General features: G+C 59.3%; 22 protein-coding genes. 6 read left to right on the top strand and 16 right to left on the bottom strand.

The genetic code is table 11. The features are described from left to right. Positions 1-23 precede the first annotated feature (23 nt). The 3 genes from betA to betI form a co-directional block, all read right to left on the bottom strand. Complete coding sequence (gene betA / locus FQ187_RS02320) at positions 24-1727, bottom strand: choline dehydrogenase (protein ID WP_149628255.1); 1704 nt, start codon at positions 1725-1727, stop codon at positions 24-26. 155 nt (positions 1728-1882) lie between these two features. Then, entirely contained in the window at positions 1883-3355 is a 1473-nt protein-coding gene (gene betB, locus FQ187_RS02315; RefSeq protein WP_149628254.1) for a betaine-aldehyde dehydrogenase, read from the bottom strand. Positions 3356-3463: 108 nt separating this feature from the next. After that, the gene (gene betI / locus FQ187_RS02310; protein WP_149628253.1) at positions 3464-4057 is read right to left on the bottom strand and encodes a transcriptional regulator BetI; all 594 of its coding nucleotides are present in this window, start codon (positions 4055-4057) and stop codon (positions 3464-3466) included. 379 nt (positions 4058-4436) lie between these two features. Between betI and FQ187_RS02305 the strand changes: the two genes are divergently transcribed. Continuing rightward, positions 4437-6386: a BCCT family transporter gene (locus FQ187_RS02305; RefSeq protein ID WP_256667267.1), complete on the top strand. Its 1950-nt coding sequence runs from the start codon at positions 4437-4439 to the stop codon at positions 6384-6386. 210 nt (positions 6387-6596) lie between these two features. On the opposite strand, the gene choV is transcribed toward FQ187_RS02305, so the two are convergent. The 3 genes from choV to FQ187_RS02290 form a co-directional block, all read right to left on the bottom strand. Next, positions 6597-7775, bottom strand: a complete 1179-nt coding sequence (choV, locus tag FQ187_RS02300) for a choline ABC transporter ATP-binding protein (protein WP_149628251.1) — start codon at positions 7773-7775, stop codon at positions 6597-6599. Then, positions 7772-8617: a choline ABC transporter permease subunit gene (gene choW, locus FQ187_RS02295; RefSeq protein ID WP_129440472.1), complete on the bottom strand. Its 846-nt coding sequence runs from the start codon at positions 8615-8617 to the stop codon at positions 7772-7774. Before choW ends, choV begins: the two co-directional genes overlap by 4 nt. Positions 8618-8683: 66 nt before the next feature. Then, on the bottom strand, positions 8684-9631 hold the full coding sequence (locus FQ187_RS02290; RefSeq protein ID WP_129440474.1) for a choline ABC transporter substrate-binding protein: 948 nt from the start codon (positions 9629-9631) through the stop codon (positions 8684-8686). A gap of 435 nt (positions 9632-10066) precedes the next feature. On the opposite strand from FQ187_RS02290, the gene FQ187_RS02285 reads away from it, so the two are divergent. After that, complete coding sequence (locus tag FQ187_RS02285; RefSeq protein WP_149628250.1) at positions 10067-11443, top strand: L-serine ammonia-lyase; 1377 nt, start codon at positions 10067-10069, stop codon at positions 11441-11443. A 527-nt stretch (positions 11444-11970) separates the two neighbouring features. Beyond that, positions 11971-13074: a GlxA family transcriptional regulator gene (locus tag FQ187_RS02280; RefSeq protein WP_123368585.1), complete on the top strand. Its 1104-nt coding sequence runs from the start codon at positions 11971-11973 to the stop codon at positions 13072-13074. Positions 13075-13180: 106 nt separating this feature from the next. Here FQ187_RS02280 and FQ187_RS02275 read toward each other — a convergent pair whose 3' ends face one another. The 6 genes from FQ187_RS02275 to choX all read right to left on the bottom strand — a co-directional run bounded on the left by FQ187_RS02275 (position 13181) and on the right by choX (position 18439). Continuing rightward, on the bottom strand, positions 13181-13444 hold the full coding sequence (locus FQ187_RS02275) for a hypothetical protein (RefSeq protein ID WP_123368586.1): 264 nt from the start codon (positions 13442-13444) through the stop codon (positions 13181-13183). Between the two features lie 259 nt (positions 13445-13703). Then, positions 13704-14867 carry a gamma-butyrobetaine dioxygenase gene (locus tag FQ187_RS02265; RefSeq protein WP_149628249.1) on the bottom strand — a complete coding sequence of 388 codons (1164 nt, stop codon included), beginning with the start codon at positions 14865-14867 and terminating at the stop codon, positions 13704-13706. Between the two features lie 14 nt (positions 14868-14881). Further along, complete coding sequence (locus FQ187_RS02260) at positions 14882-15358, bottom strand: thioesterase family protein (RefSeq protein ID WP_149628248.1); 477 nt, start codon at positions 15356-15358, stop codon at positions 14882-14884. Between the two features lie 67 nt (positions 15359-15425). Further along, complete coding sequence (locus tag FQ187_RS02255) at positions 15426-16391, bottom strand: L-carnitine dehydrogenase (RefSeq protein ID WP_149628247.1); 966 nt, start codon at positions 16389-16391, stop codon at positions 15426-15428. 141 nt (positions 16392-16532) lie between these two features. Beyond that, positions 16533-17420 carry a 3-keto-5-aminohexanoate cleavage protein gene (locus FQ187_RS02250; RefSeq protein WP_140674841.1) on the bottom strand — a complete coding sequence of 296 codons (888 nt, stop codon included), beginning with the start codon at positions 17418-17420 and terminating at the stop codon, positions 16533-16535. 74 nt (positions 17421-17494) lie between these two features. Further along, the gene (choX, locus tag FQ187_RS02245) at positions 17495-18439 is read right to left on the bottom strand and encodes a choline ABC transporter substrate-binding protein (protein ID WP_149628246.1); all 945 of its coding nucleotides are present in this window, start codon (positions 18437-18439) and stop codon (positions 17495-17497) included. A 209-nt stretch (positions 18440-18648) separates the two neighbouring features. On the opposite strand from choX, the gene FQ187_RS02240 reads away from it, so the two are divergent. Beyond that, complete coding sequence (locus FQ187_RS02240) at positions 18649-19608, top strand: GlxA family transcriptional regulator (protein ID WP_149628245.1); 960 nt, start codon at positions 18649-18651, stop codon at positions 19606-19608. A gap of 139 nt (positions 19609-19747) precedes the next feature. On the opposite strand, the gene FQ187_RS02235 is transcribed toward FQ187_RS02240, so the two are convergent. The 4 genes from FQ187_RS02235 to FQ187_RS02220 all read right to left on the bottom strand — a co-directional run bounded on the left by FQ187_RS02235 (position 19748) and on the right by FQ187_RS02220 (position 21373). After that, the gene (locus FQ187_RS02235) at positions 19748-20164 is read right to left on the bottom strand and encodes a DUF3010 family protein (protein ID WP_149628244.1); all 417 of its coding nucleotides are present in this window, start codon (positions 20162-20164) and stop codon (positions 19748-19750) included. Between the two features lie 32 nt (positions 20165-20196). Next, positions 20197-20520, bottom strand: coding sequence for a helix-turn-helix transcriptional regulator (locus FQ187_RS02230; protein ID WP_149628243.1), 324 nt, complete (start codon positions 20518-20520; stop codon positions 20197-20199). Further along, on the bottom strand, positions 20504-20758 hold the full coding sequence (locus tag FQ187_RS02225; RefSeq protein WP_149628242.1) for a type II toxin-antitoxin system RelE/ParE family toxin: 255 nt from the start codon (positions 20756-20758) through the stop codon (positions 20504-20506). Before FQ187_RS02225 ends, FQ187_RS02230 begins: the two co-directional genes overlap by 17 nt. Positions 20759-20971: 213 nt before the next feature. After that, positions 20972-21373, bottom strand: a complete 402-nt coding sequence (locus tag FQ187_RS02220) for a lysozyme inhibitor LprI family protein (protein ID WP_149628241.1) — start codon at positions 21371-21373, stop codon at positions 20972-20974. Between the two features lie 236 nt (positions 21374-21609). Between FQ187_RS02220 and FQ187_RS02210 the strand changes: the two genes are divergently transcribed. Beyond that, complete coding sequence (locus FQ187_RS02210; protein ID WP_008033250.1) at positions 21610-22587, top strand: dipeptidase; 978 nt, start codon at positions 21610-21612, stop codon at positions 22585-22587. Positions 22588-22749: 162 nt separating this feature from the next. After that, the gene (locus FQ187_RS02205; RefSeq protein WP_008033249.1) at positions 22750-23280 is read left to right on the top strand and encodes a DUF5943 domain-containing protein; all 531 of its coding nucleotides are present in this window, start codon (positions 22750-22752) and stop codon (positions 23278-23280) included. The last annotated feature ends 6 nt before the right edge of the window (positions 23281-23286 follow it).

The following is a 23286-nucleotide window of genomic DNA, read 5'->3' as shown; positions in this document are numbered from 1 at the left end:
GGGCGCACCGCGGTGTAACTGTCTTACTGCGCGGTAGGACTCACATCACGCAACGGCTTGCCACGCACTGGCGCATCGCCGGCCACGAAGTAGGCGGCCTTGCTACGCGGCAATGGCTTGCGGCCACGGATCTTGTCGGCGATTTTCTCGGCGATCATGATCGTCGGCGCATTCAGGTTGCCGGTGGTGATGATCGGCATGATCGAGGCATCGACCACACGCAGGCTCTGCATGCCGTGCACACGACCTTCAGCGTCAACCACCGCCATTTCGTCGGTGCCCATCTTGCACGAGCAGGACGGGTGGAACGCGGTTTCGGCGTGTTCGCGGATGAACTGGTCGAGCTGTTCATCGGTTTGCACGTCGATGCCCGGGCTGATTTCGCGGCCACGGAACGCGTCCAGTGCAGGCTGTTGCATGATTTCACGGGTCAGGCGGATGCCGTCACGGAATTCCTGCCAGTCCTGCTCGGTGGCCATGTAGTTGAACAGGATGCTCGGGTACTCGCGCGGATCCTTGGACTTGGCCTGAATCCGACCACGGCTCGGCGAACGCATGGAGCCCATGTGCGCCTGGAAGCCGTGCTCTTTCACACCGTTGCTGCCGTTGTAGTTAATCGCGACCGGCAGGAAGTGGTACTGGATGTTCGGCCAATCGAATTCCGGACGGGTACGGATGAAACCGCCGGCTTCGAACTGGTTGCTGGCGCCGATGCCGGTGCCGTTGAACAGCCACTCGGCACCGATGGCCGGCTGGTTGTACCAGAGCAGCGACGGGTACAGCGAGACTGGTTGGGTGCACGCGTATTGCAGGTACAACTCGAGGTGATCCTGCAGGTTTTCACCCACGCCCGGCAGGTCGTGGACCACCGGGATTTCGAGCTTTTTCAGCAGCTCGGCTGGGCCGACGCCGGAACGCTGCAGAATCTGCGGCGAAGCGATGGCGCCGGAGCACAGCAACACTTCTTTGCGGGCGCGGGCTTCAACGCGCTCTTCAGCGGCGCCGATCAAGTAACGCACGCCGACCGCACGCTTGCCTTCGAACAGAATCTTGTCGGTCAGGGCGTGGGTGACGATGGTCAGGGTCGAGCGCTTCTTGGCGATGTCCAAGTAACCGCGAGCGGTGCTGGCGCGACGGCCGTTCGGCGTCACGGTACGGTCCATCGGACCGAAACCTTCCTGCTGGTAACCATTCAGGTCTTCGGTGCGCGGGTAACCGGCTTGCACGCCGGCTTCAACCATCGCATTGAACAGCGGGTTATTGCCGGCTTTTGGCGTGGTCACGCTGACCGGACCTTCGCCACCGTGATAGTCGTTCGGGCCGATGTCACGGGTTTCAGCCTTGCGGAAATACGGCAGGCAGTTCAGGTAGTCCCAGTCTTCAAGACCTGGCAGTTTGGCCCAGTTGTCGTAGTCCATCGCGTTGCCGCGGATGTAGCACATGCCGTTGATCAGCGAGGAACCACCCAGGCCCTTGCCGCGACCGCATTCCATCCGGCGACCGTCCATGTGTGGTTCTGGATCGGTTTCGTAGCCCCAGTTGTAGCGACGACCTTGCAGCGGGAACGCCAAAGCGGCCGGCATTTGCGTGCGGAAGTCTAAACGGTAGTCCGGGCCGCCTGCTTCGAGCAGCAGGACGGTGACGCCTTCGTCTTCAGTCAGACGGGTCGCCAGGGTGTTACCGGCCGAGCCGGCACCGATGATGATGTAATCGAATTCTTGGGACATTGAATGCACCCTCTTTGAAGTTGGTCAGGTCGCCTGTAGCAGCTGCCGAGGCACGAGGCTGCGTTGGGTCGCGCAGCGACCCTCTGAGGGCGGTCCTGCGGACACGCAACGCAGCCTCGTGCCTCGACAGCTGCTACCGGGTATTCAGCCGGGGCTTAGAAAACCGAGGCGTAATCGCCCAGTTCGACCTGTACCGATTTGATGCGTGTGAAGTTGTTCAGCGAGCTGATGCCGTTCTCACGGCCCACGCCCGACTGCTTGTAGCCGCCGACCGGCATCTTGGCGTCGGATTCGCCCCAGGCGTTGATCCAGCAGATACCGGCTTCCAGTTGATGAATCACGCGGTGAGCGCGGTTCAGGTCTTTGGTGACAACGCCAGCGGCCAGGCCGAAGTCGGTGTCGTTGGCGCGACGGATCACTTCTTCTTCGGTTTCGTAAGTCAGGATGCTCATCACCGGACCGAAGATTTCTTCGCGAACGATGGTCATTTCGTCGGTGCAGTCGGTGAACACGGTCGGTGCCACGAATGCGCCTTTGGCGAATTCGCCTTCGGTCAGACGGTCGCCGCCGCACAGGACGCGAGCGCCTTCTTCCTTACCTTTGGCGATGTAACCCAGCACGCTTTCCATGTGGGCGAAGCTGACCAGAGGACCGAAGTTGGTGTTCTCGTCTTCCGGGTTGCCGACGCGGATGCGCGCAACGCGCTCAACGATCTTGGCTTCGAACGCGGCTTTCAGGTGGCTCGGCACGAACACGCGAGTGCCGTTGGTGCAGACCTGACCGGAGCTGTAGAAGTTGGCCATCATCGCGGTGTCGGCGGCGCGATCGAGGTCGGCGTCGTCGAAGATGATCAGCGGGGATTTGCCGCCCAGTTCCATGGTCACGTCTTTCAGCGACGAAGCGGAAGCGCTGGCCATGACCTTCTTGCCGGTGTCGGTGCCGCCGGTGAAGGAGATCTTTTCGATGCGTGGGTGCTCGGTCAACCAGGTACCGACTTCACGGCCGCTGCCGGTCAGCACGTTGAACACGCCAGCCGGAACGCCGGCTTCGGTGTAGATCTCGGCCAGTTTCAGCGTGGTCAGGGAAGTGACTTCGCTTGGCTTGAAGATCATCGCGTTACCGGCCGCCAGGGCAGGGGCGGATTTCCACAAGGCGATCTGGATCGGGTAGTTCCACGCGCCGATACCGGCCACGATGCCCAGTGGCTCACGACGGGTGTAAACGAAAGACGTGGTGCGCAGCGGGATTTGCTCGCCTTCGATGGCCGGCACCAGACCTGCGTAGTACTCCAGCACGTCAGCGCCGGTGACGATGTCGACGTAACGGGTTTCGGAGTACGACTTGCCGGTGTCCAGGGTTTCCAGAGCAGCCAGTTCATCGTTGCGCTCGCGCAGGATGTCGACGGCACGACGCAGGATGCGCGAACGCTCCATGGCGGTCATGGCGGCCCAGATTTTCTGACCCTTTTCGGCGCTGACTACAGCGCGCTCAACGTCTTCCTTGGTCGCACGTTGTACGGTTGCGAGGACTTCACCGTTAGCCGGGTTGATGGCTTCGAAAGTGGCGTCGCTGCTGGCGTCACTGTAGCCGCCATCGATGTAGAGTTTTTGCAGTTCGAAACGGGCCATATAGTCCTCGCAAGAGCATAAGTTGGTTGGCGGTAACCACTGGGCGTGCCTTATAGCTTGGGCAACGCTGGTCAGTGGCGGTTCAGGTGCTGAGCGGTTCTGTGTGCTCTAACTCACCTGCTTGGCCAGTTGGAAATCCATGTATTCGTAAGCGATCTGGTGCGCCTGCTCAGTGTCGAAAGCATCTCCCGACAGCGCGCCGCGCAGCCACAAACCGTCAATCAACGCTGCCAGGCCGCGGGCTGCACTGCGCGCATCATCGAGCGACAATACGCGGCGGAACTGGCAGCACAGGTTGGAATACAGACGGTGATCGTTGATCCGCTGCAACCTGTGCAAAGACGGGTGGTGCATGCTGGTGGCCCAGAAGGCCAGCCAGGTTTTCATTGCCGGGCCATTGACCTGGCTGGCGTCGAAGTTGCCTTCGATGATCACCTGCAGATGCGCCCGCGGGCTTTCATCTGTCAGCGCCTGACGGCGTGCGGTGACGTTCTCGCTGAGGACACTCATCAGGTACTGCGCCGTGGCAGCGATCAGGCCGTTCTTGTCCTGAAAGTAGTGACTGATGATGCCATTCGAGACACCGGCCAAACGGGCGATCAGCGCAATGCTGGCGTCCCCCATGCCGACCTGATCTACCGCCTGCAATGTGGCTTCGATCAACTGCTGGCGGCGGATGGGTTGCATACCGACCTTGGGCATCTTGCACATCTCCTTAGGCCTTCCGGCGGACGTAAAACGTCTATCGGATTGAAGGCCAGTCTATTTTGTTTTGATTGAACGTTCAATCAACAAAGAATAAGATCTGCGACAATTCGTCGCTGCCTACAGGTTTTTCCTACATGTAGTTGGCGGAAAAACGACATCCGAAAACGCTCGAAACCCACGCGCTATGGCGCTCCCGGGCTTCGGGCTTTTTTCGGGGTGTCTTTATATCACCCGCTGGTCGGCTGCCAACTAAGCGATTGGTCGGGTAACGCGTTGCCTTGTGTTCTTCTCTCGCACTGCCTGGAGCATCTGTGCCATGAGTTCTGCCTCTCTTATAAAGACCCCACCCGAGAAGGTGACGGTCAACGGTTGGGTGTTCTACACCTCTACCGCGTTGATCCTGTTGTTGACCGCCATTCTGATTATCGCCCCGCAAGAGGCTGGCAGATTGCTCGGTATTGCCCAGGCCTGGTTGTCCCGCAGCTTCGGCTGGTACTACATGGTGGTGATCGCCGCCTATTTGGTATTCGTCGTCGGCTTGGCGTTTTCGTCCTACGGCAAGCTCAAACTGGGCAGCAAAGACGACACCCCGGACTTCAGCTACGGCGCCTGGGCGGGGATGCTGTTCTCGTCGGGTATCGGTATTTCGCTGTTGTACTTCGGTGCCTCCGAGCCGCTGGACCACTACTTCAACCCGCCAGAAGGCGTGGCCGCCAGCAACCTTGCCGCCCGTCAGGCGGTTCAGCTGACGTTCCTGCACTGGGGCCTGCATGGCTGGGCGATCTACGCATTGGTCGGCCTGGCCGTGGCGTACTTTGCTTACCGTCATAACCAGCCGCTGGCGTTGCGTTCGGCGCTGTATCCGCTGGTGGGCGAGCGTTGGGTCAAAGGCGCGGCTGGTCACGCGGTGGACGGCTTCGGCATGTTCGTGACCCTGCTGGGGCTGGTGACCAACCTGGGGATTGGTTCGTTGCAAGTGTCGTCGGGGCTTGAAAACCTGTTCGGCATGGAACACAGCAATACCAATCTGCTGATCGTGATCATCGTGATGAGCACCGTGGCGACTATCGCTGCCGTGTCCGGCGTGGAAAACGGCATCCGCCGTCTGTCCAACCTGAACATTGTGCTGTTCAGCGGCCTGCTGATTTTTGTGCTGCTGTTCGGCCCGACCCTGCACCTGCTTAACGGCTTCGTGCAAAACATCGGCGACTACCTGAACGGCGTGGTGCTGAAGACTTTCGACCTCTATGTGTACGAAGGCGACAGTGAGAAGTCCGACCGCTGGTTGGGTCTGTGGACCGTGTTCTATTGGGCCTGGTGGATTTCCTGGGCCCCATTCGTCGGCATGTTCATCGCGCGTATTTCCCGTGGTCGCACGGTGCGTGAACTGGTGGCCGGCGTGTTGCTGATTCCACTGGGCTTCACCTTGGCGTGGTTGTCGATTTTCGGTAACTCGGCCCTGGACCTGGTGATGAACCATGGTGCGGTGGAGCTCGGAAAGACGGCGTTGGAACAGCCGTCGATGGCGATTTACCAGTTGCTGGAGCATTACCCGGCGTCGAAGATTGTGATCGGCGTGTCGATCTTTGTCGGTTTCGTGCTGTTCCTGACCCCGGCGGATTCCGGCGCGGTGATGATGGCCAACCTTTCGTGCAAGGGCGGTAACGTCGACGAAGACGCCCCGCACTGGCTGCGGATCTTCTGGTCGGCGGTGATCACGCTGGTGACCATCGGCCTGCTGTTCGCCGGTAACTTCGAAGCCATGCAAACCATGGTGGTGCTGGCCGGTCTGCCGTTCTCGGTGGTGCTGGTGTTCTTCATGTTCGGCCTGCACAAGGCCATGCGCCAGGACGTGCAGATCGAACAGGAGCAAGCGGAGCTGGCTGCGCGGGGGCGTCGTGGTTTTAGCGAGCGTTTGACTCAGCTGGACTTGCAGCCAAACCAGTCGATTGTTCAGCGCTTCATGGACAAGCAAGTCAGCCCGGCGCTGGAAGAGGCCGTGGTGCAATTGCGTGGCAAGGGTCTGGACGTGCAAGCGTTGCTGGGCAAGGCCAAGCGTTGCATGGGCCTGCGGATCGAGATGGAAGAGGGCAACCCTTTTGTCTACGAAGTAAGCCTGGACGGCTATCTGGCAGCGGCGAGCGACACGGTGTCGGCTGAAAGTGCTGATGAACCGCGTGCACGTTACTACCGAGCCGAGGTGTACCTGCACAACGGCAGCCAGGACTACGACTTGATGGGCTTCACTTCGGATCAGATCACCCGTGACGTGCTCGATCAGTTTGAAAGCCATCGGCAGCTCCTTGGCCGGGTCTATAGCTAAAACTTGATAGGACGCGGTGTTTCGATCTGAAGCACCGCGTCGTGTTCTTCGCGAGCAAGCCCGCTCCCACATTTGATCTGAGTCGTTCACAAATCCAATGTGGGAGCGGGCTTGCTCGCGAAGGGGCCATCAGCTTCGACGCCGCATTACCCGATGTCCCGATAAACAAAAACGCCGCGATCCTCTCGCGGCGTTTTTGTGTGTATTGCTTTAACCCAGGTTCTTGCCGAGCAGTGCGTGATACAGCTCACTGTCACCGAGAATCCCGACCACCTTGTTGTTGTCGTGCAGCACCAGCTTATTACCCGTCTGATATCGAATCTGCAGCGCTTCGCGCATGCCGATGTTCGAATCCACTACCGTTGGCCGACGACCCAACCCTTCAACCGCTTGACCCGGCACCCAGTTCTGCAGATCCAGACTCGCGCCGTTCTGACGAGCGCCCTTGATGGTGTTGCCCTCCGCCAGGTCCAGCCACGAATCGCCGCCCGGATCGAGGCACACCGAACCGTTGATGCGTTTGCAGTTGTCGAGGGTGCGCATCAGGCTGCGACCGCACAGTACGTTCAGCGGGTTGGTGTGGGCCACGAAGGTCCGCACGTAATCGTCCGCAGGGTTCAACACGATCTCTTCCGGCACGCTGTACTGAACAATGCGGCCGTCTTTCATGATTGCGATACGGCTGCCGAGCTTCAGGGCTTCATCGAGGTCGTGGCTCACGAACACGATGGTTTTGTTCAGCCTGCTTTGCAGTTCCAGCAGTTCGTCTTGCAGGCCTTGGCGGATCAGCGGGTCAAGGGCCGAGAACGGTTCGTCCATCAGCAGAATGTCGGCGTCCATCGCCAGCGCGCGGGCCAGGCCCACACGTTGCTGCATACCACCGGAGAGCTCGTCCGGCTTCTTGTTGCGCCACTGGGTCAGGCCCACCAGCTCAAGCTTCTCGTCCACCAGTTTGCGGCGTTCCTTCTCCGGACGACCCTGCATTTCCAGACCGAAGCTGATGTTCTCGCGAACGGTCAGCCAAGGCATCAGGGCGAACTTCTGGAACACCATCGCAATGCGCTTGGTGCGCATCATTTTGAGTTCTGCCGGGGTACAGGAAGCGATGTCGATCTGATTGCCTTCGTGCTCGACGAACAACTTGCCACGGCTAACGGTGTTGAGGCCGTTGATGCAGCGCAGCAAGCTGGACTTGCCGGAGCCGGACAGGCCCATCAACACGCAGATTTCACCTTTTTCGACATCCAGGCTGGCCTTTTCAACGCCAACAATCTGCCCGGTCTTTTTCAGGATCTGGTCGCGTGTCATGCCCTGGTCGAGGAGTTTCAAGGCCTCGCGCGGGTCTTTGGAGAAGATTACGTCGACGTCTTCGAAGCGAATAATGCTCATGCGTCACCCCCTACTTTGGCTTCGGGTTGTTTGCAGATACGGTCGAGCATGATCGCCAGCAGTACGATCGCCAGGCCGGCTTCGAAGCCCAGGGCGATATCAGCAGTGTTCAGTGCGTTGACCACGGGTTTGCCCAGGCCGTCGGCGCCCACCAGTGCCGCGATCACCACCATCGACAGCGACAGCATGATGCACTGGGTAATACCGGCCGCGATGCTTGGCATGGCGTGGGGCAGTTCAATCCGTGAAAGCAGTTGACGGCGCGAGCAGCCGAAGGCTTTGCCGGCGTCCATCAGTTCCTGCGGAACATCGCGAATGCCCAGGTAGGTCAGGCGGATAGGCGCGGCAATCGCGAACACTACCGTCGAAATCAAGCCCGGGACCACACCCAGACCGAAGAGGGTCAGGGTAGGAATGAGGTACACGAAGGTCGGTACGGTCTGCATCAGATCGAGCACCGGACGCATCAGTGTGTAGAACATCGGTTTGTGCGCGGCGACGATGCCCAACGGCACGCCGATGACCACGCAGACCAGGGTGGCGAACAACACCTGGGCAAGGGTTTCCATGGTTTCCTGCCAGTACCCCAGATTGAGGATCAGCAGGAAGGAGGCGATGACAAAAACGGTCAGTCCCCACTTTCGTTGAATGAAGTGTGCCAGTAGCGCGATGAGGCCGATCAATGCCAGCGGGTTGAACCAGGTCAGCGCAAAAGTCACACCGTGGATCATCGTTTCCAGTGACACGGCGATTGCGTCGAAGGTGCTGGCGCCGTGTTGCGTCAACCATTCAACGAAGCCCGCGATGTACTGGCCTAAAGGTATTTTCTGATCAATCAGCATGGTAGTGAACGTCCGCATGCAAGGAAATAAACAGCCCGGGCGAGTGAACTCGCCCGGCGTAAGCGATTACTGCGCGAGCTTGGCTTTCACGGCCTCCAGGCCTGGTTTACCGTCAATGGTGGTCACGCCAGCGAGCCAGGTATCGAGGACCTGTGGATTCTTTTTCAGCCAGGCCTTGGCGGCCGCGTCAGGCTTCATTTTGTCGTCCAGGATGTTGCCCATCAGCGAGCTTTCCATGTCGACGGTGAATTCCAGGTTTTTCAGCAACTGGCCAACGTTGCTGCATTCCTGGGCATAACCCTTTCGAGTGTTGGTCGCCACGGTGGCGGCACCGAAGTCGGGGCCGAAGTAATCGTCACCACCAGTGAGATATTGGATCTTGAAGCGCTTGTTCATCGGGTGGGGCGCCCAGCCGAGGAACACCACGGCGGTATCGCGTTTCTGGGCGCGGTCGACTTGCGACAGCATGCCCGCTTCGCTGGACTCGACGATCTTGAATCCGGCGTCTTTCAAGCCGAAGGCGTTCTTGTCGATCATACTCTGAATCAGACGGTTGCCATCGTTACCCGGTTCGATGCCGTAGATCTTGCCGTCGAGTTCTTTCTTGAATTTCGGAATGTCAGCGAAGTCGTGAAGACCTTTGTCATACAGCGCTTGAGGTACGGCGAGGGTGTACTTGGCGCCTGTGAGGTTGGTGCGCACGACGTCCACGGTGCCGGCATCGCGATAAGCCTTGATGTCGTTTTCCATGGTCGGCATCCAGTTACCCAGGAATACGTCCATGTTCTTGCCGTCGGCCAGGGACTTGTAGGTCACCGGTACGGAAATCATCGTGGTTTTGGTCTTGTAGCCGAGGGCGTCGAGGACGACGCTGGTGGTGGCGGTCGTTGCGGTGATGTCGGTCCAGCCGACATCGGAGAAGTTTACGGTGCTGCATTGAGCCGGTTCTGCGGCGTGAGCCAGAAGCGGCAGACTCAGCATGGCGGCCAACAACAACGACGGGGAACCTTTCATGGATGGACTCCTTGGTGTTTTTTTTGGCAGTGTTCCGACTGGACCACCGCACTTATAGGTTGCGGTTGGATGGCGTTTTGGAGACAGCTCTACCACGGCGCCTTGCAATCGAGTCGATACGATCATGTACCAGTGAAAATCTGACGCCTACAGGGGGCGTCGTAACCAGTACAGGGATGGTCGCATCCAGTGTCGGTGACGTCGTTTACAGCTTTTTTCAGCCCTCTTTGCCCCTCTGATCCGCAAAAAAACGGCGAAAACGCAGCGTCAAAGGCCCGCGGCGTTGGTGGGCATGAGTGCGTCGGTGTGAGACGTCGAACGACATGACAAAAGGCTGATGATGCGGCCATCTCGGCGGATTGCAGCTTGAGCGTAGCAGCTCCGTCACTGGGCGCTTTTGCGTCTGGAGTAGGCACATCCAGGAGTTCGGCAGTAATGGCTATCAGTGTATTCGACCTGTTCAAAATCGGCATCGGCCCTTCCAGTTCGCACACCGTGGGGCCTATGCGGGCCGCCGCGTTGTTCGTGCAAGGTTTGCGTGAGCAGGGTCTTTTGGAACAAGTAAGGCGCGTCGAAGTTCAGCTTTATGGTTCGTTGTCGGCCACCGGCATCGGTCACGGCAGCGACAACGCAGTGATTATGGGGCTGATGGGCGAGTGGCCGGACGCGATCGATCCATCGCAAATCGGCATTCGCATCGAAACCCTGCGCGAAACCCACACGCTGTTGCTCGACGGGCATTTGTCGGTCCCGTTCATCTGGGCCCGGGACATGCGCCTGATCGACGAGAACCTGCCGTTCCACCCCAACGCCATGACGCTGATCGTCGAAGGTGATGACGGCGAGCTGCATCGCGACACCTACTATTCCATCGGCGGCGGTTTTGTCGTCGATGAAGCACAAGCCTCCAGCGGTGTGGTGGACCTGGACCGCACGGTGTTGCCGTACGATTTTTCCAGTGCCGCCGAGCTGCTCAGCCTCTGTAAGCAGCACAACTTGCGCGTCGCCGAATTGATGATGGCCAACGAGAAGGTCTGGCGCAGCGAAGAGGAAATCCGCGCCGGCCTGATGAAGCTTTGGCGGGCCATGCAGGATTGCGTCGAACAAGGTCTCAAGCACGAAGGTATCTTGCCCGGTGGCCTGAATGTGCGTCGTCGCGCGGCCAAACTGCACCGCAGCCTGCAAGAACTGAACAAGCCCAATGTGATCGGCTCGACCTTGAGCGCCATGGAGTGGGTCAACTTGTTCGCCCTGGCGGTCAACGAAGAAAACGCCGCTGGCGGGCGCATGGTGACGGCACCGACCAATGGCGCGGCGGGGATCATTCCGGCGGTGTTGCACTACTTTATGAAGTTCAGCGAGGTGGTGACTGACGCCAACGTAGTCGACTATTTCCTCAGTGCGGCGGCGGTAGGGATTCTGTGCAAGAAGAACGCTTCGATTTCCGGTGCCGAAGTCGGTTGCCAGGGCGAGGTCGGTTCGGCCTGCGCCATGGCGGCGGCCGGGCTGGCGGAGATTCTGGGTGCCACACCGGAGCAGCTGTGCAACGCGGCGGAAATCGGCCTGGAACACAATCTCGGCCTGACCTGCGACCCGGTGGGCGGGTTGGTACAAGTGCCGTGCATCGAGCGCAATGCGATTGCCGCGGTGAAGGCGATCAACGCGGCGCAGATGGCGCTGCGTGGCGACGGTCAGCACTTTATCTCGCTGGATCGGGTGATCCGCACGATGCGTGATACTGGTGCGGACATGCATGACAAATACAAAGAGACATCGCGGGGTGGGTTGGCGGTTAGCGCGGTTGAGTGCTGAGACCGCGTCGCCTGCATCGCGAACAAGCTCGCTCCCACATTATTTGATCTGTGTCGTTCACAAATCCAGTGTGGGAGCGAGCTTGCTCGCGAAGGCGCCAGACCAGTCAAAACTGCGCGCTTAGTGAACACCGGAATCAAAACGCGCCACGTTTTGGCGCGTCGCTTACAGATAAGCGACTTGCCCGAGATCCGGGATCCAAGTTGGCCATTACCGCCTGTCACCTGTGCTTGCGGTGACACTCTCCCTCAGGTCGCTGTAGCCCTGTTCCCACAAGTGCTACCGATTTGCTCACGCCCAACGGGGCAGAGCGCCTCCCACCGATAATGGCACTTATAACCCCCACTCGCGGCGCGGCTTATATAGACGCCGCGCGACGTCGTTTTCAGGAGTTATTGAACGGCCATTCAACTTTAGGCATGGCAATTGCTCTGTCATTACAAAGCCCGTCTCCCACGCGAGAACGATGGCAATAACAAGAGCCTCCGCCTGAGGCCATCACCCGCTTTGTGTGAGGAGATACCGCGATGACGACGTTCAACTCCGGGGCCCAACCCCAGAACCGTGCGCCTCAATCCATCGGCTTTTTGCTGCTGGACAATTTCACGCTTATTTCTCTGGCCTCCGCAGTAGAACCCCTGCGCATGGCCAACCAACTGTCCGGCCGCGAGCTGTATCGCTGGACCACACTGACCGTCGACGGTGGTCAGGTCTGGGCCAGTGACGGTCTGCAGATCACCCCTGACGCCTCCATGCACAAAGCGCCTCCCATGGACACCATCATTGTCTGTGGCGGTATTGGTATTCAACGCACTGTTACCCGCGAACACGTGTCATGGCTGCAAAGCCAGGCGCGTCAGTCCAAGCGTCTGGGCGCGGTCTGCACCGGTAGCTGGGCCCTGGCCTGCGCCGGTTTGCTGGACGGTTTCGATTGCAGCGTGCACTGGGAATGCCTGGCCGCTATGCAGGAAGCGTTTCCGCGTGTGGCCATGAGCACCCGGTTGTTCACCCTCGACCGTAACCGTTTCACCAGCTCCGGTGGCACCGCGCCGCTGGACATGATGCTGCACCTGATCAGCCGCGATCACGGGCGTGAACTGTCGGCCGCGATCTCGGAAATGTTCGTCTACGAGCGCATCCGCAACGAGCAGGATCACCAGCGTGTGCCGCTCAAGCACATGCTCGGCACCAACCAGCCGAAGTTGCAGGAAATCGTCGCGCTGATGGAGGCCAACCTGGAAGAGCCGATCGACCTCGACGAGCTGGCGGTGTATGTCGCCGTGTCCCGTCGTCAACTTGAGCGCTTGTTCCAGAAGTACCTGCACTGCTCGCCGTCGCGTTATTACCTGAAACTGCGCTTGATTCGCGCCCGGCAGCTGCTCAAGCAAACGCCGATGTCGATCATCGAAGTGGCGTCGGTGTGTGGCTTCGTGTCTACGCCGCACTTCTCCAAGTGCTACCGCGAATACTTCGGCATTCCGCCGCGTGACGAGCGCGTAGGTTCCAACACCACGCAACAAGTGGCGATGATGCCGCTGCCGCAAGCGTTGGTGCTGTCACCGTTGTCCGGGCCGTTGTCGGCGTTGAGTCAGGCGCGTAATGAGTCGACGTTCGCCAGCGTAAGGCTCTAAACCGAGGCGCCTTCATTCGCGAGCAAGCCCGCTTCCACATTCGACCGAGTCTCTCAGGGGGAATACGGTCAAATGTGGAAGCGGGCTTGCTCGCGAAAGCGGTTTATCAGGCGCTACGGCTCTGCTGATACTCCGCCAGCGCGGGCAGCAATTGCTTGTCGATGGCCTGGCGCACGGCCGGCAGGATGGTCGCGCTGCTGGTGTACATCTGCTTGACCATGGTCCGCAGTTCCATTGCCCGTTCGTTGTTCAAGCCTCGTACCGCGCATTCGCAGGCCTGCTCAGCGGTTGCGCCAGGGGGCACTGCAAATCCCAACGCCTTGAGCTGGCCCAACAGGTCTTCCTGGTCTATCAAATCGGCGTGCATCATGACGCAATCCTTCTTCAGGGAACGGTGTCGTGGCTCGATTCTCGTAGGGGTACGGAGTGGCGGCAAGGACGATTTGTCGCAATGGCCGCAATACCTATGAACAGGTCGTTTTCGGCTAACTTGCACAGGATGAGAGTGGGCACACTGGGATCAGCTGGCTTCACGAAGGTTTGGTCACCCTCGCGCAACGGCTCCTCAACAGTACCCACCTCTGCCCCGATCCTGTCACGGCTTGATCGGGGTTTTTTTTGGCTGGGATTTAACGCTGCAGGACGAGGATGCGCGACAACAATTCATCACGGTCGACATAGCAACCCTGAAAATGCCGGGCGCCGGTGGCGGGGTCGAAGGCGTTGCGGGCGTGGAGGGTGCGGCGGTTGTCGAAACACCACATTTCGCCGGGGTTTAGCCGCGTCATCACCCGGAATCGCGGTTCCCGGGTCATCGTAATGAAGCGGCGGTAGGCGTGATAGAGAGCGGGCATCTGCTCGACCGACGCATCGAACGGCCCACGCAGAAAATTCGCCATGCGGATTTCCGAAACCTGCCCAAAGGCATCCAGCGCGATGACCGGCGCGAGACAGCGGTAGTCGCTGTGGCGGTCTTTGTTGCGGAACTCCACTGGGATTTCGCAAAGGCTTTTAAACGCTTCGGGATCTTCATTGCGCAAGGCTTCGGCAATGGCAAAACCGTCGACGAAAATACTCTCGCCACCCTCGGCGTCATTCACCAGGCAATGCAGAAATTGCAGCCCCGGTTGTAACTCCCGGGTTGGCAGGTCGCTGTGCAGTGGCAGGTTGAAAGCGGTGTAGGCATTGCTGTCGGCATCGGCTTTGGATTGCACGTTGAACAGCACGCCAAAATTGCTCTCGCGGATGAAGGAAATCCGCTGGGCAATCAACTTCAACGAGCCCGGCTCGGTGGGTACACCGCGAACCTGGGTCAAGCCGATATCGCGCACGGCCAGCAGCCATTGCAGCAAGGCGTCGTTGTCGTTCATCAACGCCTGGTAGTCGAACACCGGCAGCTTCAGGTCGCTGTTCCAGAGCTGGCTTTTGGGCTTGGCGGCCCGGCGTTCAGCGCGGGACTCATCGTCGTAGGCGTGGGCCCGTAACCAGCCAGGATCGAAGCGGCTAAGATGGCCGTCCTGCCAGTCGATACGCAGGCAGCCTTCGGCATCAACGCCGACGTCCGAGGGCTTCAGGTTTTCGGCGACGTCGACGATTTCCAGCACTTGCTCGCGGGTTACGGTGTAGACGCACAGCGGGCACGGGCAGTTGTCCCGCAGCCACTGATGATGAAAGGGGCTGACACGGTCATCGGCCCACTTCACTTGAATTCGGTCCGCCAGGGCGTGTACGGCGGTCAACGCGCTGATCAACGGGTAGGTACGGAAGTCGGCAAAAGCGGCGGCGGTGTTCAATGGCGATCTCCTTGTTATTTTTTAGGGGGTAACGCGATCACTCGGCCAATGTAGTCGGGGGCGGGAAGGTCGGTTTGCTCGGCGACGATGGCTTGCAGCTTGCCCAAAGTGTCTTCGCTGAACGGTGCGGAGCGCGGTCCGGCAAGGTCAACGTGCAGCAGCATTTGCTCATTGCCCGCCAGTTCCTTGTCATCACCCACTAAATGCAGGCTGTGATAGAGGTGCAGGCGTTTTTGGTCGTGGCCGATGATTTGGGTGTGCACTTCGACGTCGGCGTCGAGCTTCACTTCGTGCAGGTAATTGAGGTGCAGTTCGAGGGTGAACAGCGAGTTGCCGCTGGCTTCGCGGTTGTTGCTGTCCATGCCCAGACGATCCATCAGCGCGTCGGTGGCGTAGCTGAAGATGAGCAGGTAGAAGGCGTCGCGCAGGTGGCCGTTGTAATCGACCCAGTCGGGGATGATTTTGGTTTGGTAGGTGGTGAGGGTGGGCATGATTCTCTCCAGGCATGATCGGTATGATCGTTCCCATGCAGAGGGTGGGAACGATCAGTGCGGCGGGCTATTCGCTGAAGGCCATCCCATGCTTCTCTTTGGTGGTCTTCACCGCCTCCAAAACCGCCAGCAAGCAATCATCACGATAGCGCTCCAGCGCCGAAATGCTGTGCGTGCCCAACTGATCGCTGGTGCCATCCACCACATCATCGATCAACTTGTCGGTCAGTTCCGGTGCTGGCAGATAGGTCCACGGCAACTGCAACGCCGGTCCGAATTGCGCCATGAAGTGCCTCATACCCGCATCGCCCCCCGCCAGGGTGTACGTCAGGAACGTGCCCATGAACGACCAGCGCAGGCCCGCGCCAAAGCGGATCGCATCGTCGATTTCACCGGTGGTCGCCACACCGTCGTTGACCAGGTGCAGCGCCTCACGCCACAACGCTTCGAGCAATCGGTCGGCGATAAAACCGGGTACTTCCTTGCGCACATGCAGCGGACGCATGCCCAAGGATTCGTAGACTTTAATCGCCGCTTGCACCGCTTCCGGGGCGGTGTTTTTGCCGCCAACCACTTCCACCAGCGGCAGCAGATAAACCGGGTTGAACGGGTGCCCGACGACGCAGCGTTCCGGGTGCGTCGAACTCTCGTAGAACTCGCTCGGCAACAGGCCAGAAGTACTGGAACCGATCAAGGCATTGGGTTTGGCCGCTGCGCTGATTTTGCTGTGCAGTTCCAGTTTCAGGTCCAGACGCTCAGGGGCGCTTTCCTGAATGAAATCCGCGTCGCGAACGCATTCTTCAATGGTTGCGACAAAGCGCAGCCGATCCTGCGATGCCCCTGGCGCAAGGCCCTGTTTCTCCAAAGCGCCCCAAGCATTGGCGACGCGTTTGCGCAGCGCGTCTTCGGCACCGGGCGCCGGGTCCCAGGCTACAACGTCGAGGCCGTGGGCGAGGGCGCGGGACACCCAACCGCTGCCGATGACACCGCTGCCCAGGGCTGCGAAGGTTTTGATATCAGTGATAAAGCTCATGGCGACGTCCTAAAAAATTCGGTGATCCAATGTGGGAGCGGGCTTGCTCGCGAAAGCGGAGTGTCAGTCGACAGAGATGTCGGATGTAACGGCCTCTTCGCGAGCAAGCCCGCTCCCACAGTTGGAAAGAGTTGTTAGCAGTTAACCGCGCTTGGTCAGGCCCATTTTTGCCCGGCCTTCCGCCGGGGTCAGAACACGGGCGCCGAGACGGCTGAGGATTTCCGAGGCGCGTTCGACCAATTGGCCGTTGGTCGCCAGTACGCCTTTGTCCAGCCAGATGTTGTCTTCCAGGCCGACCCGCACGTTGCCACCAAGCAGCACCGCTTGCGCGGCCATCGGCATTTGCATGCGACCGATGCCGAAACCGGCCCAGACCGCATTGGCAGGCAGGTTGTCGACCATGGCCTTCATGGTGGTGGTGTCGGCCGGCGCGCCCCACGGGATGCCCAGGCACAGTTGGAACAACGGGTCGTCGAGCAACCCTTCCTTGATCATCTGCTTGGCGAACCACAGGTGACCGGTATCGAAGATTTCCAGCTCGGCCTTCACGCCCAGCTCTTGAATGCGTTTGGCACCAGCGCGCAGCTGGGCTGGGGTGGACACGTAAATAGTGTCGCCGTCGCCGAAGTTCAGGGTGCCGCAATCGAGGGTGCAGATTTCCGGCAGCAGCTCTTCAACGTGGGCCAGACGGGTCAGCGGGCCGACCAGGTCGGTGTTCGGGCCGAACTCCATCGGGTTCTCGCCAGCGCCGATTTCCAGGTCGCCGCCCATGCCGGCGGTGAGGTTGACGATGATGTCGACGTCCGCCTCGCGGATGCGCTCCATCACTTCGCGATACAGGGCTACATCACGGCTGAATTTGCCGGTTTCGGGGTTACGAACGTGGCAGTGGACTACGGTGGCGCCGGCCTTGGCGGCTTCCACGGCGGCAGCGGCGATTTGTTTCGGGGTGACCGGCACGTGTGGGCTCTTGCTGGTCGTGTCGCCAGCACCGGTGAGTGCGCAGGTGATGATGACGTCGTGGTTCATGAGGCGGGTTCCTTGCAGGCGTGATGATTCCGTTCGCAGCCCGGTCGGGCTGCGAGTCGGTGGTTCAATCAGGTTTATTTGGTGGTCAGTTGCAGGTTTTCAGCAGCGGGTTTGCCATCGAAGGTGGTCACGCCTTCGAGCCAGCGTTGCTTGTCTTGCGGGTGATCTTTCAGCCATTGTTTGGCCGACTCGAAAGCGTCCTTGTGATCCAGCAGCGGCTGCATCATCCGGCTCTCGTCTTCGGCGGAGTACGTCAGGTTGCTTAGCAATTTGCCGATGTTCGGGCATTGCTCGGCGTATTTCGGCGCGGTGACGGTCCAGACCGTGGCCATGCCTTCGTTCGGGCCCAGGGCGTCGTCGCTGCCGGTGAGGTACGTCATCTTCACATTGACGTTCATCGGATGCGGCGCCCAGCCGAAGAACACCACGGCCTCGTTGCGGCGCACGGCGCGATCCACCGCCGCGAGCATCCCGGCTTCACTGGACTCGACCAACTGGAACTTGCCGAGGCCAAACTGGTTCTTGGCAATCATCGCCTTGATCTGGGTGTTGGCTCCCGAACCTGGTTCGATGCCGTAGATCTTGCCGCCCAGTTCTTTCTCGAACTTGGCGATGTCAGCGAAGGTTTTCAGGCCCTTGTCGGCGAGGTAAGTCGGTACGGCGAGGGTGGCGCGGGCGTCTTTCAGGCTTGGCGCTTCAAGCACTTTGACCTGCTTGCCATCGACGAACGGCGTGATGGTCTGGGTCATCAGCGGGTTCCAGTAGCCTAGGAACAAATCCAGGCGCTGATCGCGGATCCCGGCGAAGATGATTTGCTGGGAAGCGCTGGTTTGTTTGGTGTTGTAGCCGAGGCCATCGAGCAGGACTTGGGTCATGGCACTGGTGGCGATCACATCGGTCCAGTTCACGACGCCCATGCGCACGTTCTGGCATGAGGCAGGTTCGGCCGCCATGACGCTGGCGCTCAGGAAAGCGGTACCGCTGAGTGCAAGAACACAGCTGCTGATCAGTCGTTTCATCTCAGGTTCCTCGGCAGTTCGTTATTGTGGGTCCGGTCGTCTTTGTGCGCCGGTGATGCCAAGTTACGCAGCTTCAGCCCCGTCAAAACGCACTGCGGCGACCAGCTCTTGCACTGCAGCGACCTGCGCTCTTGAATGCCTCTTGCAAGTGGCGTATCAACGTCCACACGCTTCCCGCCCTCTCGTTACCTGCCAGTCGAGTGCGCTCCATGTCCCAGGATTTCTATTTCTTGTTGATGCCGGGTTTCTCGGCGATTGGATTTATCTCGGCCATCGAGCCGCTGCGGGTCGCCAATCGTTTTCGTGGCGAGCTATACCGCTGGCATGTGCTCAGTACGGACGGCGGAGCGGTGCTGGCCAGCAACGGCATGTCGGTCAACGCCGATGCGGCGCTGGAACCGCTGAAGAAAGGTGCAACGCTATTGGTGGTCGCCGGCTTCGAACCCCTGAAATTCGCCACCCCGGCGCTGGAGCACTGGCTGCGCCGACTGGACAATGAAGGCGTGACCCTCGGCGCCATCGACACCGGCAGCTTCATCCTCGCCGAGGCCGGCCTGCTCGACGGCCACCGCTTGACCCTGCACTGGGAAGCCATCGACGCGTTCAAGGAGTCCTATCCACAGCTCAGCGTCACCCAGGAGCTGTTCGAGATCGACCGCCGGCGCATCACCTCCGCCGGCGGTACTGCGTCCATCGACCTGATGCTCGACCTCATCAGTCAGGCCCATGGCCCGGAACTGGCGATTCAGGTCAGCGAACAATTCGTGCTCGGCCGCATTCGCCCGCGCAAAGACCACCAGCGCATGGAAGTCGCCACGCGTTATGGCATCAGCAACAAGAAACTGGTGCATGTGATCGGGGAGATGGAGCAGCACAGCGAACCGCCGCTGAGCACGCTGGAATTGGCCGAATCGATCAAGGTGACGCGGCGGCAGTTGGAGCGATTGTTTCGCCTGCACCTGAACGACACACCGAGCAATTTCTACCTGCGCTTGCGGTTGGAGAAGGCCCGGCAGCTGTTGCGGCAGACGGACATGAGTGTGTTGGAAGTGAGTATCGCGTGCGGGTTTGAATCGCCGTCGTATTTCACCCGCAGCTATCGAGCGCGGTTTGAACGGTGTCCAAGGGAAGACCGACGGCGGCTGGGGGATGGTCGGGAACTGGTTTGATCACGCCAGAAGCCTGTACACAAGACAAAATGTGGGAGCGGGCTTGCTCGCGAATGCGGTCAGTCATTCAACATTGATGTCAACTGATCCACCGCATTCGCGAGCAAGCCCGCTCCCACATTTTGATCCGGTTTCGCTTTTACTTCTTCATCAGGGCGGAGCAGGCCGCTTTAAACGCTTCATGCTGATACTTGTTCAACGTCCCCGGCAGTTCGAAGTTGTGCTTTTTGGCCTGCGCATTGATGGTTTGTGGCGACAGCAACGTCACCTCGCAACTCTCCAACAACTGAAAAACGCCCTCGATCTTGAACGTGGTCGGCCCTCCGGCGAACTCGCCTTTCTTGCTGCGCTTCTTGATCGCAATCCGGTCGATGGAATTCTCGCGTACAAACGACGCCACCTGAGCGGCAAATACTTTGACGTTCGCGGCTTCGTCGTCATCGTCGAGGGCGATTTTCTTGGTGGCCAGGGCGACGTGGCTCAGGGCCTGACCGTCGAGGGAGGCCACGGCGATGATCGCTTCGGTGCCTTTGATTTCGATGCCGCAGAATTTCATTTGAGTTCCTTAACTGGCTGATGGCGTGCAGCTTACAGCTCAAGCTGATCGGCGTTGATGCCAAAAGCCGCGGCAATTTTCTCACGGGTCGCTTTGCGAGGCTTGGCGACGGTCTCCTGTTGGGCGAAGGCCGGTTGGGAGATGCCCATGCGTTTGGCAACTTCATCCTGGGTCAGGTTCAGATGTTCGCGCCAGGCGCGAATTGGCGTTGCGCCGTCGACGATACGGCTGACCACCTCATGAGGGATCAGGTCGTGCTCGATCTTTTGCGCCATGTATTGCGCGTATGGAATAACCACGAAGGCGGGGTTTCCGTCAGCGTCATTAATAATTTGAACGTCAGTAGGTGCGCTCATCGCGTTTTTTGACCTCTTGAATACTGATCACTTTAATTGCGCCATCCCAGTCGAACATGATCCGATAATTGCCGACTCGCAGACGGTAGGCGTAATCATGACCAACCAGTGCTTTGACGTTGCCCACATCAGGCATGTCAACCAGCACCGTGATGGCATCACGAACCTGGATCTGATGAGCGGAATGCAATTTCAGAAGCTGCTTAACGGCCTTTCGAGTCCAGTGGATGCTGTTCATAGGGGAATATAAGTCTTTTATAAGATTTTCGAATCTTTACTTATATTTTCCAGGTCGCAAACAAACGAACCGTGTCGGCATGTTGCCCGACTGAAGCGGTCGTTTATTGAGCTAAAGGGCGGTTGTAGGCGAGATGAAAACTGCTTGCGGGAAAGGTCATTTCTTGCGGTTAGAAAGCTGGCGACAGCACCAGCTTCCGACGGACGATAAGGTTCACTCCTGCCCAATCGACTCCAAAAACTCCGACCGCTCATCGCTCATCCGCGCGACACAATCATTTTGCGCAATCGTGAACGCCTTGCTACCGCTCGTCGCCGGAAACGCCTCAACCGCGCAATCCGCATCCCGGGCCTTCAGCCATTGCTGCTGAGCCGCCTTGAGCTTGGCGGTGATGTCGGTCAGTTGTGCCGGGTTCTTGCCGTAGAGCGTTTGCATGCGCTCGGTCAGGCCTTGATAGTTGTCTTTCAGGAACTGTTCGGCGGTGGTTCTGCTGTAGACCGAGCATTCCAGCGTCTGGACTTCGTTTTCGACTTTGTCGCAGGGGTTATCTTCGGACTCTTCAGCCGCGTGTACACCGGTCGCTATCAGTGCCAAAGCCAGGAAGATCGATTTCATTGCGCTGCCGCCCCTTATTCCAGTAAAGCATTCAGTAATGCCGCGAATTCTGGCTCATGCGCAGGCCCTTGAACAGGTGGCCCATGACGTCTGGCGACGACCCTTTGTCGCGGATTGACGCTTTCGGCAAACCCCCTGTCGTTTTTGCACCCGGCTGCCCCCTCCCTCAGGCATATGCTGGCCCCAAAGCGCCGACACACGATTCGGCGCATGAATCGCTAATAGGGGACAGCCTGATGAGCCCAGCCGAATTGCACGCCGACAGCATCGTTATCGACGGTCTGATTATTGCCAAGTGGAACCGTGAGCTGTTCGAAGACATGCGCAAGGGCGGTCTGACCGCGGCCAACTGCACCGTGTCGGTGTGGGAGGGCTTCCAGGCCACCGTCAACAATATCGCCGCCAGTCAGAAGCTGATCCGCGAAAACAGCGACCTGGTGATTCCGGTACGCACCACCGCCGATATCCGCAAGGCCAAGGAGCAGGGTAAGACCGGCATCCTCTTCGGCTTCCAGAATGCCCACGCCTTTGAAGACCAGATCGGCTACGTCGAGGTCTTCAAGCAGCTGGGCGTCGGTATCGTGCAGATGTGCTACAACACCCAGAACCTGGTCGGTACGGGTTGCTACGAGCGTGATGGCGGCCTGTCGGGTTTCGGTCGCGAAATCGTCGCCGAGATGAACCGCGTCGGCGTCATGTGCGACCTGTCCCACGTCGGCTCGAAAACCTCCGAAGAAGTCATCCTCGAATCCAAGAAACCGGTCTGCTACTCCCATTGCCTGCCGTCGGGTCTGAAAATTCACCCGCGCAACAAATCCGATGAAGAACTGAAGTTCATCGCCGATCACGGCGGTTTCGTCGGCGTGACCATGTTTGCGCCATTCCTGGCCAAGGGCATCGATTCGACCATCGACGATTATGCCGAAGCCATTGAATACACCATGAACATCGTAGGTGAAGACGCCATCGGTATCGGCACTGACTTCACCCAGGGCCATGGCCAGGACTTCTTCGAATACCTGACCCATGACAAGGGCTACGCCCGCCGTCTGACCAGCTTCGGCAAGATCATCAACCCGCTGGGCATCCGCACCGTCGGCGAGTTCCCGAACCTGACCGAAACCCTGCTCAAGCGCGGCCATTCCGAGCGTGTGGTCCGCAAGATCATGGGCGAGAACTGGGTCAACGTCTTGAAGGACGTCTGGGGCGAGTAACCCCTTTTTCAAACGAACGCTGTAGCAGCTGCCGAGGCACGAGGCTGCGTTGCGGTCCGCAGGACCGCCCTCGGGGGCTGCTTCGCCGCCCAACGCAGCCTCGCAGGCTCGACAGCTGCTACGGCACGACAACACAACGAATTTTTCTGGAGTTAAGTTTCCATGGCCAAGATCGCCCCGCAATTGCCAATCGAAGTCGACAGCGAAACCGGTGTCTGGACCTCCGACGCCCTGCCAATGCTGTACGTACCGCGTCACTTCTTCGTCAACAACCACATGGGCATCGAGGAAGTGCTGGGCGCCGACGCCTACGCCGAAATCCTCTACAAGGCCGGCTACAAATCCGCCTGGCACTGGTGTGAAAAAGAAGCCGAGTGCCACGGCCTGGAAGGCGTTGCGGTGTTCGAGCACTACATGAAGCGCCTGTCGCAGCGCGGCTGGGGCCTGTTCAAGATCCAGGACATCGACCTCGACAAAGGCACTGCCAGCGTCAAGCTCGAACACTCGGCGTTCGTCTACGTGTACGGCAAGGTCGGCCGCAAAGTCGACTACATGTTCACGGGCTGGTTTGCCGGTGCCATGGACCAGATTCTGCAAGCTCGTGGCAGCAAGATCCGCACCGTTGCCGAACAGGTTTACGGTGGCTCCGAAGAAGGCCACGACGACGGCCTGTTCACCGTCAAGCCGTTGTAAGTCGAG

This window comes from Pseudomonas sp. ANT_J28 (assembly GCF_008370005.1).
In the GTDB taxonomy this organism is placed as follows: domain Bacteria; phylum Pseudomonadota; class Gammaproteobacteria; order Pseudomonadales; family Pseudomonadaceae; genus Aquipseudomonas; species Aquipseudomonas frigoris.
This window is presented reverse-complemented; position numbering and strand designations above follow the sequence as displayed.

Coding starts and splice junctions, on each gene's coding strand:
- choV (WP_149628251.1), bottom strand. CDS start 7,775: ATGAGCATTATTCGCTTCGAAGACGTCGACGTAATCTTCTCCAAAGAC.
- FQ187_RS02255 (WP_149628247.1), bottom strand. CDS start 16,391: ATGAGCTTTATCACTGATATCAAAACCTTCGCAGCCCTGGGCAGCGGT.
- betA (WP_149628255.1), bottom strand. CDS start 1,727: ATGTCCCAAGAATTCGATTACATCATCATCGGTGCCGGCTCGGCCGGT.
- choX (WP_149628246.1), bottom strand. CDS start 18,439: ATGAAACGACTGATCAGCAGCTGTGTTCTTGCACTCAGCGGTACCGCT.
- FQ187_RS02230 (WP_149628243.1), bottom strand. CDS start 20,520: ATGAGCGCACCTACTGACGTTCAAATTATTAATGACGCTGACGGAAAC.
- FQ187_RS02225 (WP_149628242.1), bottom strand. CDS start 20,758: ATGAACAGCATCCACTGGACTCGAAAGGCCGTTAAGCAGCTTCTGAAA.
- FQ187_RS02210 (WP_008033250.1), top strand. CDS start 21,610: ATGAGCCCAGCCGAATTGCACGCCGACAGCATCGTTATCGACGGTCTG.
- FQ187_RS02235 (WP_149628244.1), bottom strand. CDS start 20,164: ATGAAATTCTGCGGCATCGAAATCAAAGGCACCGAAGCGATCATCGCC.
- FQ187_RS02290 (WP_129440474.1), bottom strand. CDS start 9,631: ATGAAAGGTTCCCCGTCGTTGTTGTTGGCCGCCATGCTGAGTCTGCCG.
- FQ187_RS02280 (WP_123368585.1), top strand. CDS start 11,971: ATGACGACGTTCAACTCCGGGGCCCAACCCCAGAACCGTGCGCCTCAA.
- FQ187_RS02240 (WP_149628245.1), top strand. CDS start 18,649: ATGTCCCAGGATTTCTATTTCTTGTTGATGCCGGGTTTCTCGGCGATT.
- FQ187_RS02250 (WP_140674841.1), bottom strand. CDS start 17,420: ATGAACCACGACGTCATCATCACCTGCGCACTCACCGGTGCTGGCGAC.
- FQ187_RS02220 (WP_149628241.1), bottom strand. CDS start 21,373: ATGAAATCGATCTTCCTGGCTTTGGCACTGATAGCGACCGGTGTACAC.
- FQ187_RS02260 (WP_149628248.1), bottom strand. CDS start 15,358: ATGCCCACCCTCACCACCTACCAAACCAAAATCATCCCCGACTGGGTC.
- betB (WP_149628254.1), bottom strand. CDS start 3,355: ATGGCCCGTTTCGAACTGCAAAAACTCTACATCGATGGCGGCTACAGT.
- FQ187_RS02285 (WP_149628250.1), top strand. CDS start 10,067: ATGGCTATCAGTGTATTCGACCTGTTCAAAATCGGCATCGGCCCTTCC.
- betI (WP_149628253.1), bottom strand. CDS start 4,057: ATGCCCAAGGTCGGTATGCAACCCATCCGCCGCCAGCAGTTGATCGAA.
- FQ187_RS02205 (WP_008033249.1), top strand. CDS start 22,750: ATGGCCAAGATCGCCCCGCAATTGCCAATCGAAGTCGACAGCGAAACC.
- FQ187_RS02275 (WP_123368586.1), bottom strand. CDS start 13,444: ATGATGCACGCCGATTTGATAGACCAGGAAGACCTGTTGGGCCAGCTC.
- choW (WP_129440472.1), bottom strand. CDS start 8,617: ATGCTGATTGATCAGAAAATACCTTTAGGCCAGTACATCGCGGGCTTC.